The sequence below is a fragment of the Bradyrhizobium sp. CCBAU 53421 genome (assembly GCF_015291625.1).
GTDB lineage: Bacteria > Pseudomonadota > Alphaproteobacteria > Rhizobiales > Xanthobacteraceae > Bradyrhizobium.
This window is the reverse complement of the sequence record NZ_CP030047.1, coordinates 4086690-4102105: the sequence shown is the minus strand read 5'-3', so window position 1 is coordinate 4102105 and position 15416 is coordinate 4086690. Positions and strand designations below refer to the sequence as shown.

The 15416-nt window shown below is 65.3% G+C and carries 14 protein-coding genes; 5 read left to right on the top strand and 9 right to left on the bottom strand.

Annotated features, from left to right (window positions below; translation table 11 throughout):
* The first annotated feature begins 5 nt into the window (after positions 1 to 5).
* A complete protein-coding gene (locus tag XH92_RS19400; RefSeq protein WP_194460617.1) occupies positions 6 to 566 on the top strand; it encodes a GNAT family N-acetyltransferase in 561 nt (186 codons plus the stop codon).
* Between the two features lie 244 nt (positions 567 to 810).
* Here the strand turns inward: XH92_RS19400 and XH92_RS19395 are convergent, their stop codons facing one another.
* Complete coding sequence (locus tag XH92_RS19395; protein WP_194460616.1) at positions 811 to 1032, bottom strand: dodecin; 222 nt, start codon at positions 1030 to 1032, stop codon at positions 811 to 813.
* Positions 1033 to 1270: 238 nt separating this feature from the next.
* Here XH92_RS19395 and XH92_RS19390 point away from each other — a divergent pair, with 238 nt between their 5' ends.
* Both XH92_RS19390 and XH92_RS19385 read left to right on the top strand, forming a co-directional pair.
* Positions 1271 to 1852, top strand: coding sequence for an HdeD family acid-resistance protein (locus XH92_RS19390; protein ID WP_063695610.1), 582 nt, complete (start codon positions 1271 to 1273; stop codon positions 1850 to 1852).
* 244 nt (positions 1853 to 2096) lie between these two features.
* Positions 2097 to 2360 carry a hypothetical protein gene (locus XH92_RS19385; RefSeq protein ID WP_194461730.1) on the top strand — a complete coding sequence of 88 codons (264 nt, stop codon included), beginning with the start codon at positions 2097 to 2099 and terminating at the stop codon, positions 2358 to 2360.
* A 59-nt stretch (positions 2361 to 2419) separates the two neighbouring features.
* On the opposite strand, the gene XH92_RS19380 is transcribed toward XH92_RS19385, so the two are convergent.
* Together XH92_RS19380 and XH92_RS19375 are read right to left on the bottom strand one after the other, a co-directional pair.
* Positions 2420 to 2806: a hypothetical protein gene (locus tag XH92_RS19380; protein WP_194460615.1), complete on the bottom strand. Its 387-nt coding sequence runs from the start codon at positions 2804 to 2806 to the stop codon at positions 2420 to 2422.
* A 159-nt stretch (positions 2807 to 2965) separates the two neighbouring features.
* On the bottom strand, positions 2966 to 3706 hold the full coding sequence (locus XH92_RS19375) for a hypothetical protein (RefSeq protein WP_194460614.1): 741 nt from the start codon (positions 3704 to 3706) through the stop codon (positions 2966 to 2968).
* A 165-nt stretch (positions 3707 to 3871) separates the two neighbouring features.
* Here XH92_RS19375 and XH92_RS19370 point away from each other — a divergent pair, with 165 nt between their 5' ends.
* Positions 3872 to 4816: an ornithine cyclodeaminase family protein gene (locus XH92_RS19370; protein WP_194460613.1), complete on the top strand. Its 945-nt coding sequence runs from the start codon at positions 3872 to 3874 to the stop codon at positions 4814 to 4816.
* A 55-nt stretch (positions 4817 to 4871) separates the two neighbouring features.
* Here the strand turns inward: XH92_RS19370 and coaA are convergent, their stop codons facing one another.
* The 4 genes from coaA to XH92_RS19350 are packed head-to-tail and all read right to left on the bottom strand — an operon-like array spanning position 4872 to position 9447.
* Positions 4872 to 5810 carry a type I pantothenate kinase gene (coaA, locus tag XH92_RS19365; RefSeq protein ID WP_210345563.1) on the bottom strand — a complete coding sequence of 313 codons (939 nt, stop codon included), beginning with the start codon at positions 5808 to 5810 and terminating at the stop codon, positions 4872 to 4874.
* 34 nt (positions 5811 to 5844) lie between these two features.
* Entirely contained in the window at positions 5845 to 8103 is a 2259-nt protein-coding gene (locus tag XH92_RS19360; protein WP_194460611.1) for a xanthine dehydrogenase family protein molybdopterin-binding subunit, read from the bottom strand.
* Positions 8100 to 8582, bottom strand: a complete 483-nt coding sequence (locus tag XH92_RS19355; RefSeq protein ID WP_194460610.1) for a (2Fe-2S)-binding protein — start codon at positions 8580 to 8582, stop codon at positions 8100 to 8102. Before XH92_RS19355 ends, XH92_RS19360 begins: the two co-directional genes overlap by 4 nt.
* Before the next feature lie 4 nt (positions 8583 to 8586).
* On the bottom strand, positions 8587 to 9447 hold the full coding sequence (locus XH92_RS19350) for a xanthine dehydrogenase family protein subunit M (RefSeq protein WP_194461330.1): 861 nt from the start codon (positions 9445 to 9447) through the stop codon (positions 8587 to 8589).
* A 347-nt stretch (positions 9448 to 9794) separates the two neighbouring features.
* On the opposite strand from XH92_RS19350, the gene XH92_RS19345 reads away from it, so the two are divergent.
* Positions 9795 to 11405, top strand: coding sequence for an ABC transporter substrate-binding protein (locus XH92_RS19345; RefSeq protein WP_194460609.1), 1611 nt, complete (start codon positions 9795 to 9797; stop codon positions 11403 to 11405).
* Between the two features lie 403 nt (positions 11406 to 11808).
* Here XH92_RS19345 and XH92_RS19340 read toward each other — a convergent pair whose 3' ends face one another.
* A complete protein-coding gene (locus tag XH92_RS19340) occupies positions 11809 to 12816 on the bottom strand; it encodes an IS5 family transposase (RefSeq protein ID WP_194455643.1) in 1008 nt (335 codons plus the stop codon).
* 373 nt (positions 12817 to 13189) lie between these two features.
* Positions 13190 to 15199 (bottom strand): SPFH domain-containing protein, encoded by a 2010-nt coding sequence (locus XH92_RS19335; protein WP_194460608.1) that lies wholly within the window; start codon positions 15197 to 15199, stop codon positions 13190 to 13192.
* Between the last annotated feature and the right edge of the window lie 217 nt (positions 15200 to 15416).

Below are 15416 nucleotides of genomic sequence, written 5' to 3'. Positions count from 1 at the left end.
ACACAATGGAGAATGATCACAAGATCACCGTCCGCGCCTCGCGCGACAGCGACGTCGATGCGATGCTGTCGATCTACCGCTACCACATCCGTCATGGCATCGAGGAGAGCGTCGACGATAGCGGCACCCCCGAGCCCGACGACCTGCGCGACCGCCGCAAGAATCTGCGCAACACCCGCTTGCCGCATCTGGTCGCGCTGTGCGACGGCGAGGTTGTCGGCTACGCCTATGTCGTCCAGTTCCGCAAACGTCCGGCCTACCGCTACACGGTGAAGCATTCGATCTACGTGCATCACCGTTTCACCGGCAAGGGCGTCGGCGGCCGGCTGTTGCAGGAGCTGGTCGACACCTGCGCCGCTTCCGGCTTCCGCCAGATGATCGGCTACATCGATAGCGACAACGCCGCCTCGCTGGCGCTGCACGAAAGGTTCGGCTTCGCCCGCGTCGGCCATTTGCCCGGTGTCGCCTATCGCTACGGCCGCTGGTCGGACACCGTGATGGTGCAGCGCTCGCTCGCCGCCGGCTCGACTGCCCCGCCCCCGCCCGCTCCGCTGTCGCGGCGGTGATGGGGTAGCCCACAACTGTCGTCCTGGCTTTCGCCAGGACGACGGTGAGGATGGGTCGCAATTCAAGACGTCAAACAGCGCGGTGTCATCACCATGCGCGGGTGATCCAGTATTCCAGAGGCGGCTGTGCTTGAGCCGAGGAGCCGCGGCGTACTGGATCGCCCGGTCGAGCCGGGCGATGACAGCTATAGTGGGGCGCAGGTTCGCGTTCGAATTGCGCACCGGCGAATGACGAGGAGGCGCCCTATTCCAGCGTAAACCCGACCCGCAGCGTCACCTGGTAGTGCCGGACCTTGCCGTTCTCGATGTGGCCGCGGGTCTGCACCACCTCGAACCATTTCATTTCCCGGATTGTCGTCGACGCGCGGCTGACGGCGTTCTCGATCGCCGCCTCGATGCTCTTGTCCGATGATCCGACCAGTTCGAGGATCTTGTAGACATGGTCCTTGTCGTGCGTCGTGGGCATATCGACCTCCTTGGGTGGATGCGCGATCCGGACAATTGCACTCCGATCCGGACAGTCCGTCGTCCGATGCGGACTGCCGTCAAACCACGAATGCTGCGCGGCAACACGGCGGTTGATTTGAATCAACGTGTCGCGGCGCCTTTGGTGCCAGCATGCATTTCGTGCCGGCCGGGCGCCCGCCCTTGTCCGCGCTATCACCTATGGTAGCATGGCCCGGTTCAGTTTCGGGAGCGATACGATGTCGACAGCGTCCAGCTCACCCGCCACACCGCCTCACAGCCTCGGATCCGGGCTTGCCAACCTTCGCGCGAAATGGGGCTGGATCGTCGCCCTTGGCGTGATCTACCTGATCGCAGGCGTGCTCGCCTTCGGCAGTGTGTTCTTTGCCACCGTCGTCAGCGTGCTGTTCGTCGGCGCCATGATGATCGTCGCCGGCGTTGCCGAGATCATCAACGCCTTCCAGTTCAAGACGTGGGGCAAGTTCCTGTTCTGGCTGCTGCTCGGCGCACTCTATGTCGTCGCCGGCTTCATCACCTTCGAGAACCCGCTGCTCGCGGCTGCAACGCTGACGCTGTTCCTCGGCATTGCCCTCGTGGTTTCCGGCATCGTCCGCATCTTCCTGGCGTTCGGCATGAACTCGGCCGCGCCGTGGGGAATGGTCGCGATCTCCGGGCTGATCACGCTGGTGCTCGGGGCCATGATCCTGGCACGCTGGCCGGTGTCGAGCCTCTATGTGCTCGGCATCTTCCTCAGCGTCGACCTGATCTGCGCCGGCGTCAGCTGGATCAGCATGGGCATGGCGCTCAAGCAGCGAGCCTGAATTCGCAAGGCCCGGCCGGCCTGCACACGGCGCGAGCATTCGCGCCTTCACGTTGTCGTGTCCGCGGCGCCAAATCGCCGCTTCCCTCTCGAACCCACTTCCATCAGGCCCCGTCCAATTCGACGAGCGGGCCATTCCGGTTTCGCCGAACCGAAGGATGGAATTTCCAATGTCGATGCGATCAAGATTTTCGTTAGCAACATTATTCACCGTCGCGAGCACCACCACCCTCGCGGCAACCGCGGTGTTGGCTACGACCGTCGCCACGACGGCGCTGACGACCACCGCAGCCCATGCATTTCAGCCGCGTATCGTTCCGCCCTGCAGCTTCTTCCTGTTCACGGAAGGATGCGGCCAGCCTGTCGCGCAGGCCGATCCGGGCCGTGCGCGCAACCGCGACACTTCGCCGGCCTACATGAGACAGTCCGATCCGCGCTACAATCAGAGCCTGCTCAACGCCGGTGGAGGCGGTGGCGGCGGCGGTGGTGGCGGCGGAGGCGGCCGCTAGTGCGATCGCCGGGCGGGTTAGCGGTCGCGCAACCCGCTCGCTAACCCGCCCTGCTGATCTCACGGCTGGGCGAGGTGCCAGGCGCCGTTGAGGAAACCGTCGCCGGTGATGTCACCGGCCTTCTGGTCCTTGGCGAAGGTGTAGAGCGGCTTGCCCTTGTAGGCCCACTGCTTGGAACCGTCGTCACGCGAGATGATGGTATAGCCGCCTTCGGCCTTGTCGCTGGCTTCCGCCTTCAGCACCGGCCAGTTCGTCGCACAGGGGCCGTTGCAGGCCGACTTGCCGTCGCTGTCCTTGTCGAAGGTGTAGAGCGTCATGCCCTTGCTGTCGGTCAGGACCAAGCCCTTCGCCGTGGTGCCGGTCTTGGTCGGCGGCGCGGCAAAGGCGGCGGATGCGAGCGCGAACGAAGCCGCGGCGGCGAGTGCGAGTGCGAGCGTTGTCTTCATGATGTCTCCCTTTCGAATGCAAATGGCTTGCATGCGTAAGGACGCCGGAGCACGCTTCGTATTCCGTCGGCGGCGCGCGAAGAATTTTCCTGGTGATCTCTGACTGCAGCGGAATAAAACAGGAAGCACGTGCGAATACCTGCACGTGTCCCGGATGTCTTACCGCCTGATCTCCTCGGCCGCGCGCACCAGCGGGCGATCGGAGAGCTGGATCGGGCCGGTGAACGGCGTGCTCATTTCGAGGATCAGGTAGATCGCGGCCGAGATCAGCGCCGCGGCGGCGATATAGGTCGCGACCACGACCGCGTTGCGCGGCGCGCGAAAGCCCAGCGTCGCGAACATCAGCGTCAGCCACCCGACCAGGATGCAAATCAGCGGTGACGGGAATGAGCTGTCGGACTGCTCGACAAAGGTCCAGCGCTGCTGCACCGCCTGGCGATAGACCGACCGCGCCTCGTTCCACAACGCGATCTTCTGCTCGTCGTTGAACTTCAGCTCGCGGAGACTGTTGCCGACCTCGTCGAGCAGATGTTCGGACACCTCGTTGGCGCGCGAGATCGGGACATCCTTGAGCACCTGCTCGACATAGGCGAGCAGCCGCTGGCGCGGCTCGTCGGCGCTGGGGCCGAGCGGCCGCAGGCTGCGGTCGAGCAGGATGAGGTCGGTGGCGAAGACGTGCAAATTGCGGTCGACGGCCACATAGGTGCTGGCCGAATTGTTCATCATCAGGCCGAGCAGCAGCGACGGCATGGTGACGAACAGGGTCGCGACCAGGCGTACCGAGGTATTGGTCTCGTCGCTGCGGTGATGGTCCTGGAGCCGGCCATGGATCGCCATGGTTCCAAGCGCGGCGCCGGCGAGTAGCATGAAGATCAGGATGGCGACGACAATTGCAACCACGGCTTGCGGAGACCTGCGAGAGAATCAGGTGCGCAGGATAGCAAGTGCCGCGCGGCGGCGCATGCCCGGTTGACTGGCCTTCCCCACGCGCTATCCAGTCCGGACCGATTTCTGGCGCCGAGCGCGCCTGAGGCGGAGCGCAAGGGCGCCTGAGGAGAGAAGCACGTGCATATTGTCGACGACAGCGAGGTCAACCGCGTCCTGAGCTTTCCGATCCTGATCGAGGCGATCGAGGCCGCGCATCGGCGTCCGAAGATCGCGGTGCACGACAGCTATCTCGGCGACGACAGAGGCCAGCAGCTGGTGACGCGCAGCGCGGTCGATGCCGGCCGCTTCATGATGACCAAGCTCTACACCAGCTTCCCGGGCAACCTCGCGCACGGCAAGCTGCCGGCCGTGCAGGCGGTCTGCGTGCTGTTCGACGGTAATGATGGGCGGCCGCTGGCGGTGATGGACGCCGCCGAGATCACCCATTGGAAGACCGCGGCTGACTCCGCGCTCGGCGCCAAGCATCTGGCGCGGCCGGACGCCGAGACGCTGCTGGTGGTCGGCGCCGGCGAGATGGCGCACTGGCTGGTGCGCGGCCACCGCGCGGTGCGGCCGTCTCTGCGGCGGGTACGGATCTGGAACCGGACAGTCGAGCGCGCGCAGGAGCTCGCCGCACAGCTTGAAGACGACGGCATCGCCGCCGACGTCGTCACCGACCTCGACGCCGCGACGCGTGAGGCCGACATCATCACCACCTGCACCCGCTCGCGCGAGCCGCTGGTGAAGGGCGCCAATTTGAACCCCGGCACCCATCTCGACCTGGTCGGCGGCTTCACCCCCGAGACCCGCGAGTCCGATGACGAGGCGGCGCGCCGATCGCGCATCTTCGTCGACCGCCGCGAATCCGCCTTCGACGGCGTCGGCGACATCCTGGCGCCGATCGCGAGCGGCGCGATCAAGGAAAGCGACGTGCTCGGCGATCACTATGATCTCGCGACCGGCAAGGTCAAAGGCCGGCAGTCAGCCGACGACATCACCTTCTTCAAGAACGCCGGGGGCGGACATCTCGATCTGATGACCTGCGAGACGGTGCTTGCGCAGCTGGGGAAGGAGTTGGGGTGACAGCGAAAACGTAGCGCGGATTAACGGAGTGCAACCCGCCTTACGTTTCTTTGCGCTACGTCTCCCTCAACCAGACCTCGCCAATCGAATGGTCGGAGCGCTTGCGCAACACGACGTCGGCGCGCGTTCGCGTCGGCAGGATGTTCTCCCGGAGATTGGCGCGATGATGCTCACGCCACAGCCGCTCGGCCACCTCGCGCGCATCGGCGGGCGGAAGGTCTCGGTAATGGTGGAAATACGAGGCCGGGTTCCGGAACGCGGTCGGCTGCAGCCTGAGGAAGCGCTCGACATACCAGGACTGGATGTCGGCCTCATCGGCATCGAGATAGATCGAGAAGTCGAAGAAGTCCGAGACCACCACCGGCGCTGTGCCGCGCGCCAGCAGCACGTTGAGGCCTTCGAAGACCAGGATGTCCGGCTGCCGGATCACCTGCCGTTCCGACGGCACGATATCGCCGATCAAATGCGAGTAGACGGGCAGCTCGAGCTCACCTTGACCGGCCTTTGCGGCCGCGAGGAATCGCAGCATCCGCGGCAGATCGTAGCTCTCGGGAAAGCCCTTGCGCCGCATCAGGCCGCGTTCCTCCAGCACGCCGTTGGCATGCAGGAATCCGTCGGTCGTCACCAGCTCGACACGCGGATGGTCGGCCCAGCCGGCGAGCAGCGCACACAGCACGCGCGCGAACGTGCTCTTGCCGACGCCGACGCTGCCGGCCAGCGCGACGATGTAGGGCGAACGGCGGGCCGGCCGGCCGAGGAATTCCGCCTTGACCTGCGCAAGGTTGCGCGCCGCCGAGAAATGCAGATTCAGCAGGCGCGTCAGCGGCAAATAGATGTCGCTGACTTCGGCGGAATCGATCGGCCCGTTCAGACCGCGCAGGGCCGCAAGATCGGCGTCCGACAGCGTCAGCGACGTGCCGGCGCGCAATGCGGCCCAATCGCCACGGCCGAAGATCATGTAGGCGGCGAGCTCGTCGGGGTGGGTCATCCTCATCCGTTCACGGCGAGCCTGACCCGCCCACCACGCTCTACTCCGCGGCCTGTTGCGCCGGTGCATCCAGCGCCGCCGAGACCTTCGGCGGCGACATTGGGAGGCTGTAGAAGCGTTTGCCGAGCGCGTTGTGGACAGCGTTGGCGACCGCGGCCATGACCGGCACCAGCGGCACCTCGCCGACGCCCTTGACGCCCTGCGGATGCTTCGGGTTCGGCACCTCGACCAGCGCGCAGTCGAGCATCGGCAGGTCGGAGCAGACAGGCATGCGGTAATCGAGGAAGCCCGGATTATCGACCTTGCCGTCCTTGTTGTAGATGTACTCCTCGTTCAGCGCCCAGCCGATGCCCTGCGCGACGCCGCCCTGCAGCTGGCCCTCGACATAGCTCGGATGCACGGCGCGGCCGACATCCTGCACGGCGGTGTAGCGGATCACGCGCACGATGCCGAGATCGACATCGACCTCGACGTCGCAGATATGGGTGCCGAAGCCGCCCTCGGCGCCCTGGGTGTTGAGCTGCACGCTGGCGCCGATCGGGCCGCCCTGCGACGGCGCCTTCTCGGCGAGGTCGGCGAGCGTCAGCGGCTCGAACTGGCCGGCGTTCGGACTGACGGGATGCGCGGCGCCGTTCTCCCACTTCACCGCTTCAGGATCGATCTCCCAGAGCTTCGCCGCGCGCTCGCGCAAGGTCGCGATCACCTTGTCGGCCGCTTGCGTCACCACCATCGAGGAGGCGAACAGCACGCGGCTGCCGCCGGTGAGGTTGGAGAAGCCCACCGTCTGAGTGTCGCCGATGATCACGGAGACGCGCTTGTAGTCGATGCCGAGCAGCTCGGCGCAGATGTTGGCGATGCCGGCGCGCGAGCCGCCGATATCGGGATGCCCCGTGGTGACGACGACGTTGCCATCCTCGGTGATGTTGACCTGCGCGGACGATTCACCGCCGGCATTGAACCAGAAGCCGGAAGCGACGCCCCTGCCCTGATACTTGCCGAGCGGCGCGGCGTAATGCGGGTGGTTCTTAGCGGCCTCCAGCGTCTCGATATAGCCGATGCGCGGGAACACCGGGCCATGCGCGGCCTTGGTGCCTTCCTTGGCCGCGTTCTTCAATCGCAGCGCCAGCGGATCGATCTTGAGGCGTTCTGCGAGCTCGTCGAGCACGCATTCCACCGCATAGGCGCCGATCGGCGCGCCGGGCGCGCGATAGGCCGCCACCTTGGAGCGGTTGGAGCAGACGTCGAAACCTTCCGACAGCACATGCGGGATGTCGTAGGGCGCGAAGCTGCATCCGACCGCACCGCGGATCGGCGAGCCCGGGAAAGCGCCGGCCTGCAGATAGAAGCTGCCGTGGGCGGCGACGATGGTGCCGTCCTTCCTGGCGCCGATCCTGACCGTGCTCTTCGAGCCCGAGGTGGGACCTGTGGCACGCATCACCTCCTCGCGCGTCATCACCATCTTGACCGGGCGGCCGGACTTCTTGGCGAGCAAGGTCGCAAGCGGTTCGAGATAGACGATGGTCTTGCCGCCGAAGCCGCCGCCGATCTCGGCGGGAATCGCGCGGATGTCGCTCTGCGGGATGCCGGTGAGCATCGACGTCATCGCGCGTACCATGAACTGGCCCTGGCTCGACGACCAGATCGTGGTCTTGCCGTCGGCCGCAACCGAGATCAGGCAGGCATGCGGTTCGATATAGCCTTGGTGCACCGGGCGCGTGGTGAAGGAGCGCTCGATCACGACATCGGCGTCCTTGAAGCCTTGCGCGATATCGCCCTTCTTGGACTCGATGCGGCCCATGATGTTCGAGGGCTTGCCGTCGAATTTGTTGAACTCGTGCAGGATCGGCGCGTCGGGCCTCAAGGCGTCGTCGATCTCGATCGCCCAGGGCAGCACCTCGTAGTCGACTTCGATCAGCTTGCAGGCCTCGGTCGCGATCGCTTCCGTGGTCGCGGCGACGGCTGCGACCGGGTGGCCGGGAAACAGCGCCTTGTCGCGCGCCATCACGTTGCGGCACATCCAGCGCATGTCCTGGATGCCGAGCATCACGGCGCCCTTCTCGATCGTGAAATCGACGATGTCGCGCGAGGTGACCACCGCCTTGACGCCGGGCAGCGCCTCGGCCTTCGCGGTCTTGATCGACCTGATGCGGGCATGCGGATGCGGGCTGCGCAGCACCTTGCCCCAGATCATGCCGGGCATGGTGGTGTCGGCGGCGAACGCCGCGCGGCCCGTCACCTTGTCGACGCCATCGGGCCGGATAGTGCGCTGGCCGATCCACTTGTTGTTGACGACGTTCATGGCCGCATCTCCCGCATTTCGGCTGCGGTCTCCATCACCGCGCGGACGATCTTGTCGTAACCGGTGCACCGGCAGAGATTGCCGGCGAGCCAGAAACGCACTTCCTCTTCGGTCGGATTGGAGTTGCGCGCCAACAACGCCTCGGAGGCGACCAGCATGCCCGAGGTGCAGATGCCGCATTGGAGCGCGGCATGTTCGAGGAACTTCTGCTGCAGGGGATGCAGCTTGTCGCCCTTGGCCATGCCCTCGATGGTCCGGATCTCGTGGCCCTCGGCCTCGGCCGCCAGCATCAGGCAGGAGCAGACCAGGCGGCCGTCGAGCGTGATCGAGCAGGCGCCGCAATCGCCCGAAGCGCAGCCTTCCTTGGAGCCGGTCAGTCCCAACTGCCCGCGCAACGCGTCGAGCATGGTCTCATAGGGCTCGCACAGGAATTCGACCGGCTCGCCGTTGACGGAAGTCGTGACGTGCAGTTTCGGCATGGCGCTAGTGTCCTCCGGCGCGCTGGGCGGCGATCGCGACGGTGCGCTTGAGCAGCACGCCGGCGGTTTTGGTGCGATAGGCGATAGTGCCGCGCTTGTCGTCGATCGGACGGCAGGCGGCGCGACACGCCGCAGCGGCCGCTTCCAGTGCCGCTGCGTCGAGCTTCGAGCCGATCAGCGCCTGCGCTGCAGGCGCAACCAGCAGCGCGGTCGGCGCCACCGCGCCGAGGCCGACGCGCGCCGCGGTGCAGACGCCATCCTGCAAGGTCAGGCTGACGCCGATACCGACCACCGCGATGTCCATCTCGGTCCGCGGAATCATCCGCAGGTAAGCATCGCCCGAGGCCTTGGGCCGCGGCGGCAACGTGAAGCTGACGAGGATCTCGCCCGGCTTGAGGTTGGTGCGGCCCGGTCCGGCCGGCACGTCCTCGACTTTCATCTCGCGCCGGCCGTTCGGGCCCTGCACGGTGACGATTGCACCCGCCGCGATCATCGCCGGCACGCTGTCGCCGGCCGGCGAGCCGTTGCAAAGATTGCCGCCGGCGGAGGCCCGGCCTTGCACCTGCTTCGAGCCGATCAGGTTCACGGCTTCCAGCACGCCGGGCCACACCTTGCCGAAGCGCGCGTGGTCGGCGAGCTCCATGCCGGAGACGGCGGCACCGACGCGGAAACCGCCATCGGCGGCCTCGGTGATCTCGGTCATCTCGCCGATCTTCTTGATGTCGACGATCAATCCCGGCCGCACCAGGCCGGAGCGCATTTGCACCAACAAATCAGTGCCCCCTGCCATAATGCGGGCGGCACTTCCGGCGGCAGCGAATGCGCCAATCGCTTCATCAAGCGTGCGCGGTGCTACGTATCGGATATCGGTCATGACGGTTCTTCTGGTCTCCCTCGGCTGCTTGTTCCCTCAAGGGGATATGGCCTTATTGCTGGCCGCAGGACTGCAAGCCTACACGGCGAAGCGGGGTCCGAACAGCCTGCGAGGTGCGGCAGGAAGCGCAGGCTCCTATGCAGGATGCGCGCTTGCGCAGTGCCGCGGCCCGCCGCCGCCGAAGGTCATCGAACGTTCCACGTCACCTGTCCGCGCGAACCTGCGCCGAGATTCAGAGATCAGCGGCACGGCCCTTGCTTGCTTTGAGTCACGGATTGGTGAAGCATGCGGCTCGCTGCAGCCTGCGGGCCGGCGCAACGACAAATGGGGGACGGCGAATGGTCGATGTTTCGCGCAGAATGCTCCTCAAGCTCGCGGCCAGCGTACCGCCGGCGATCGCGGCCCCGGCGATCCTGTCATCCCGCGCCAGCGCCGCCGGCAAGGGCAAGACCATATCGGCGGTGATGCACTCGGATCTGCGCATCATCGATCCCGGCTTCACCACCGCCTACATCACCCGCGACCATGGCTACATGGTCTACGACACGCTGCTCGGCATCGATTCAAGCTTCAAGGTCCGGCCGCAGATGGCGGACTGGACCATCTCCGACGACAAGCTCACCTACACCTTCACGCTGCGCGACGGTCTGAAATGGCATGACGGCGCGCCGGTCACGGCGGAGGACTGCATCGCCTCGCTGAAGCGCTGGACCGTCGTCGACGGCATGGCGCAGAAGCTCGCCGAATTCACCGCCTCCCTCGAGGCCGGCGGACCGAAGACGATCGTGCTCAAGCTCAAGGAGCCGTACGGCCTGGTGCTGGAGTCGCTGGCAAAACCGTCCTCCTATGTCGCCTTCATGATGCCGAAGCGGCTTGCGGAGACGCCGCCGGGCAAGCAGATCGCCGAGCAGATCGGCTGCGGGCCGTTCAAATTCGTCACCGCGGAATTCCAGCCGGGCGTGAAGGCGGTCTATGAGCGCAACGCCGACTACGTGCCGCGCAAGGAAAAGCCGGATTGGCTGGCGGGCGGCAAGGTCGCGAAGGTCGATCGCGTCGAATGGATCACGATGCCGGACGCGCAGACCGCGATCAACGCGCTGCAGTCCGGCGACATCGATTTCCTGGAACAGCCGTCAATCGACCTGGTGCCGGTGCTCGAAGCCAATTCCGATCTGACCGTGGCCGTGCTCAACAAGTTCGGCTTCCAGATCGAAGGCCGGATGAACTTCCTGCACCCGCCGTTCGACAATCCGAAGATCCGCCGCGCGGCATTCCTGGCGATGAACCAGAAGGACGTGCTCGACGCCACCGTCGGCAACGCAAAATACTATGAGATCTGCGGCTCGTATTTCGCCTGCGACACGCCGCTCGCCAGCGACGCCGGCGCGGAGACGCTGATCAAGGGCAACGGCATGGCCGAGGCCAAGATGGCGCTGGCCGCCTCGGGCTATGACGGCACGCCGGTCGTGATCATGATCCCCGGCGACGTGCAGACACTGAAGGGGCCGCCGACCGTCGCAGCGCAGCTGTTGCGCGCGGCCGGCTTCAATGTCGATGCGCAGGTGACGGACTGGCAGACCGTGGTGAGCCGCCGCGCCAGCCAGAAGCCGCCCAAGGAAGGCGGCTGGAACCTGTTCTTCACCTTCACCGGCGCGACCGAGGTGATGAACCCGATCGTCAACAACCAGATCGCGGCCAACGGCAAGCGCGCCTGGTTCGGCTGGCCCGAGGACGCCAAGCTCGAACAGATGCGCGACGCCTACGCGCGCGCCACTTCCCCCGAGGACCAGAAGAAGCTCGCGGTGGAGATCCAGAAGCAAGCCTACGAGCAGGTGATCTATGTCCCGCTCGGCCAGTTCCGCTTGCCGTGCGCCTGGCGCAAATCGCTCACCGGCGTGCTGGAAGGCCCGGCCCCGCCGGTGTTCTGGAACGTCGACAAGACGGAATAGCTGCGCACGGCCAAAATATCGAAAACAACCCCATGCACAGTAGCCGTCGGCTGCCGGCGCTCGACGCGGCCACTTGACACGTCGGGCAACTCAGCGGCACAATTCCATTATTCCGAAATCGTGCAAGCACCCCCTCGCGTGGCGCTCCTCACGATGAGGGTCTACAGTCTGGCCGCGAAACAAGACGTATCTCTCGTCCACCGCTGTCATCGCCCGGCTCGACCGGGCGATCCAGTACGCCGCGCGGCCCATCGGCTCAAGCACAGCCGTCTCTGGAATACTGGATCACCCGCTTTCGCGAGGGCTTTGCGAAAGTCGAACAGCTCGACGGGGCCGGACGGCTGTTGTTTGGGCCGGTTAGCGGCTGGACGGGCCAGCCATGATGGCTGGGTGCCTCGTTTGGTTAGGCGATGTGGGGTGGCGTCCTGGCCCATCGCTGGAGATTGATCGCGGTCGCGGCGAGCTGGAAAGCTGCGGCATTGCGTATCAGGCCCCGATAGCGGGCACGCGCAAGGCCGTAGACGCGCTTGAGCAATGCGAACAACGGTTCGATCGGCGCGCGTCGATGCGAGATGACCGCGTTACGACGCACCGCCCAAGGCCCCAAGCGAAGCCAGCGGTTGTGTCTGCGCATAATGCCGTCGCGAATATCCATCTGCTTCAGCCGCCCACGTCGCGCGATGGTATCGTAGGCTTTGTCAGCGTAGACTGTTGCCTCGTCGCCGCAGATCAGCTCGTCGGCGGGCACGGTGTCGTTGACATTGGCTGGCGTAAAGGCAAGGCGCCGGATGATGCGACTGCCTTGGTCCATCGCCACGTGCATCTTGTAGCCGAAGGCATATTTGCCGTCCTTCCTGGTCCAGGCGGCGTCAGGATCGTGAGGGCTTTTGACCAGCTTGCTGGCGGGGCGCCCGTCCGCATCCGGGGGCAAATCGGGATCCGGTGGTTCGGGCGGATTAACCGCCGAGCGGATCAGCGAAGCGTCAATCAATGTGCCGCGCTTCAAGACGAAGCCGGACTTCTCGATCTGCGCCGTAATCAGGGCAAAAGCGCGCTCCGCCAGCCCGCTCCTGGCCAGCTGTTCGCGGAAACGCCACAGCGTGGAATGATCCGGTACCGGCTCACTCAGCGACAGGCCCAGAAAGCGCCGGAACGACAGGCGGTCCACCAGCGCCTCCTCAAGGCCCGGATCGGACAACCCATACCATTGCTGCAGCAACAGCGCCTTAAACAGCGCCAGCGACGGGTAAGCGGGCGCTCCCATCGACCCGCTACGCAAGCCGCTCAGCAGCGCTTCAATCGCGCTCCAGTCGACCAGTTCCGATACTCGCTGCAAAGGCGCGTTGGCTCGAGCCGCGTCATTCACCAGCCCGTCGGTAAAGCTCAATTGACCAATCTGCCGCTCCGCCATCCGTTCCTCCGGCGAATCCTTCACCAAAGAGAATCATCCCGGCAGACTTCTGCAAAGCCCTCGCTTTCGCGGGTGATGACGTCGCGTGGTGTGGCAACTTGAAACGAGAACTATCCTCATCGTCGTCCCGGCGAAGGCCGGGACCCATAGCCACCGAAGGTGATTGTTGTCCGCATCTCGAACCACGAGGCCAAGCATCTGCGCGGCTGGCAAAGACGCAGATGCAACTGCCCTATGCTTGCGGCGGGTTGGGGCTATCTCCTCGACGTGACTCGTGGAAAGAGCCTCCGCCCCAGCCCTCCCCCGCAAGCGGGAGAGGGAGCGCACTTCCTTCGCGGCGGTGGCCCGGCTATCTCACCGCACCATCACTGCATCACTGGCCGTTGGTGCGGCGCACGGCCTTCGGTGCCTCGTCCTTCAACTTCTCCAATGCGCCGGGCATCATCTGCCCGAACATCGAGCTCAGCATCGCAGTCGGGATCAGCCCCGCGCTGCCGCCCTCCTGCCCCTGCCCGCCCGACATCAGGAATTGCGGCACCAGCGGCTGGTTGATGCGCGTCAGCGCATCGGCGAACTTGGCGAAGTTCTGCTCGGCAAGCCGGTATTCCGGCCCGCCATAGGCATCGACCGACAGCTTGGTCGCCTGCGCGTTGGCGGCGCCGACCGCCAGCACCCGGTCGGCCTCGCCCTTGCCTTCGAGCCGCGACTGCTCGCCGACCGCGGCCGCGGTCACCTTCCTCGTCTCGGCATCCTTCTGCGCGCGGGCGAGCGCAGCCGCGCCCTCGTTCTCGTTGACCTTGACCTGGATCAGCGACTGCGTCAGTGCGGTCTGCGCCGCCGCCGTCGCCTTGGCCTCGTTCAGCGCGCGCTCCTGCACCGCGGCCTTCTCCTGCTCCTGATAGGTCTCGATCTGCTCGCGCGCGATCTGGCGCGAGCGGAGCTGGATCAGGATGTTCTCGATGGTGTGGTCACCGGGGGCCGCGCGCGGCGTGCCGATCAACACCTCCTGGAGGTCGAGCGAATAGCTCTCGAACCTCGCCTTCATGTCGTGCGCCGCCTCCGCCTGGATCGCGGCGCGGTTCTGCAGCAGTTCGATCAGCGTCATCTTCTGCGCGATGTTCTTGAAGAACGCGCTGACCATCGGGTCGAGCGTCTGCTCGACCAGCTTCTTCACGTCGCCGAAGCGCTGGATGATCATCGGCGCCTTCTTGTAGTCGATATGCATCACCACCGAGAGCGGCAGCGTCGGCTCGAACGCGTCCTTGGTGATCAGCGAGATCTCCGACAGGTTCTCGTCGAGCTTCATCGCACCGACCTCGCCGCGCATCCATTTCAGGATGAAGTTGACGGTCGGGATCACCTCGATCTTGCCGGCATAGGTGTTGAAGGCGTACTTGCCCGGCAGCAGCGGGTCCTTCCAGACGCCGCGGCTGCCGTTGAGCACCAGCTCGCCATGGCGATACTGCTCGCCCGAGACGTCGTTGGTGCGCGGGCCGGTGTAGAAGATGACGACGCCGACATTGCCGACCGGGATCACCGTCTTCGGCACGGCCTCGACGGTCGCGAACAGGCGGTTGATGTACCAGGTGCCCTCGACGATGACCTGGAGCTGGCGGCCGCGATAGCCGCCGGCGCTCAGGAATTTCTCGGGCTCCTGGAAATTGTTGTGAAAGGTCGACGTATCGCGCAGCTCGATGCCGACTTCGGGCGCGATGATCTCGCCCGGAGGCAGCGACGGGCCGTCATGCACGGTGACGACGCCGACCAGGTCGTGATCGGCCGCCAGCACGACGGGCGCAAAGCCCCAGCGCTCGGTGATCGTCAGCTGCATGCTCTCCAGCACGCCGCGTTCCCGCTCGCTGAGCGCATGACCGTAGACGCGCTCGTCGGTGATGACGGCAAACTGCGTGGTGTTGATCGCATAGGTGCCTTCGCGCAGGATCTTGCGCTGCGGGCCCTTCTGGCCACCGCCGAGCAGGAAGCGGCGCGCATCCTGGAAGTCCGACTTGTCTTCGGTGTCGTTGGCGCCGAGCACCTGCGACGGCTCCAGCGGCGCGCCGTCACGCGCGAACACATAGGCGATCTTGCCCTGGCCGACGGTCACGAGGTCCGAGCGGTGGATCCGGTACATGAAGGGAAACATCACGTGCAGGCCGCCGCGCAGCACTTCCGGCTCGTAGCCGGCCTCGCCGTTCAGCGCGATGAAGCCGTCATCGATCGAGCCCTTGATCGCCCACAGCTTCTCGACGATACCGACCTGATTGTTGGGAATGTAGCGAAATACGTTCGATATGCGCAGCAGGATCACACATGCGACCGCTGCAGCGATCCAAATGGCAGGCTGGGTTAAACCTGAACCATTAAGAAAACCGAGGAAGTCCATAGTCTTGTCTCCACAATTCGCAACTGGGCGGTTTGGGAACCCAAACCTCACCCAAGAATTGCGGTGCGGACATGTGGTGCGCGGCCTGGGGCGCAAGGCGTGAACATTATTCGCACTGCCGATCTTTTTTTGATGAGAGGATGAACCGCCGAACGAGTCGCGCGACACCGATCGACGCGAATAGTTTGCTGCGATTGCGCATCATTCGCAGCGGCGC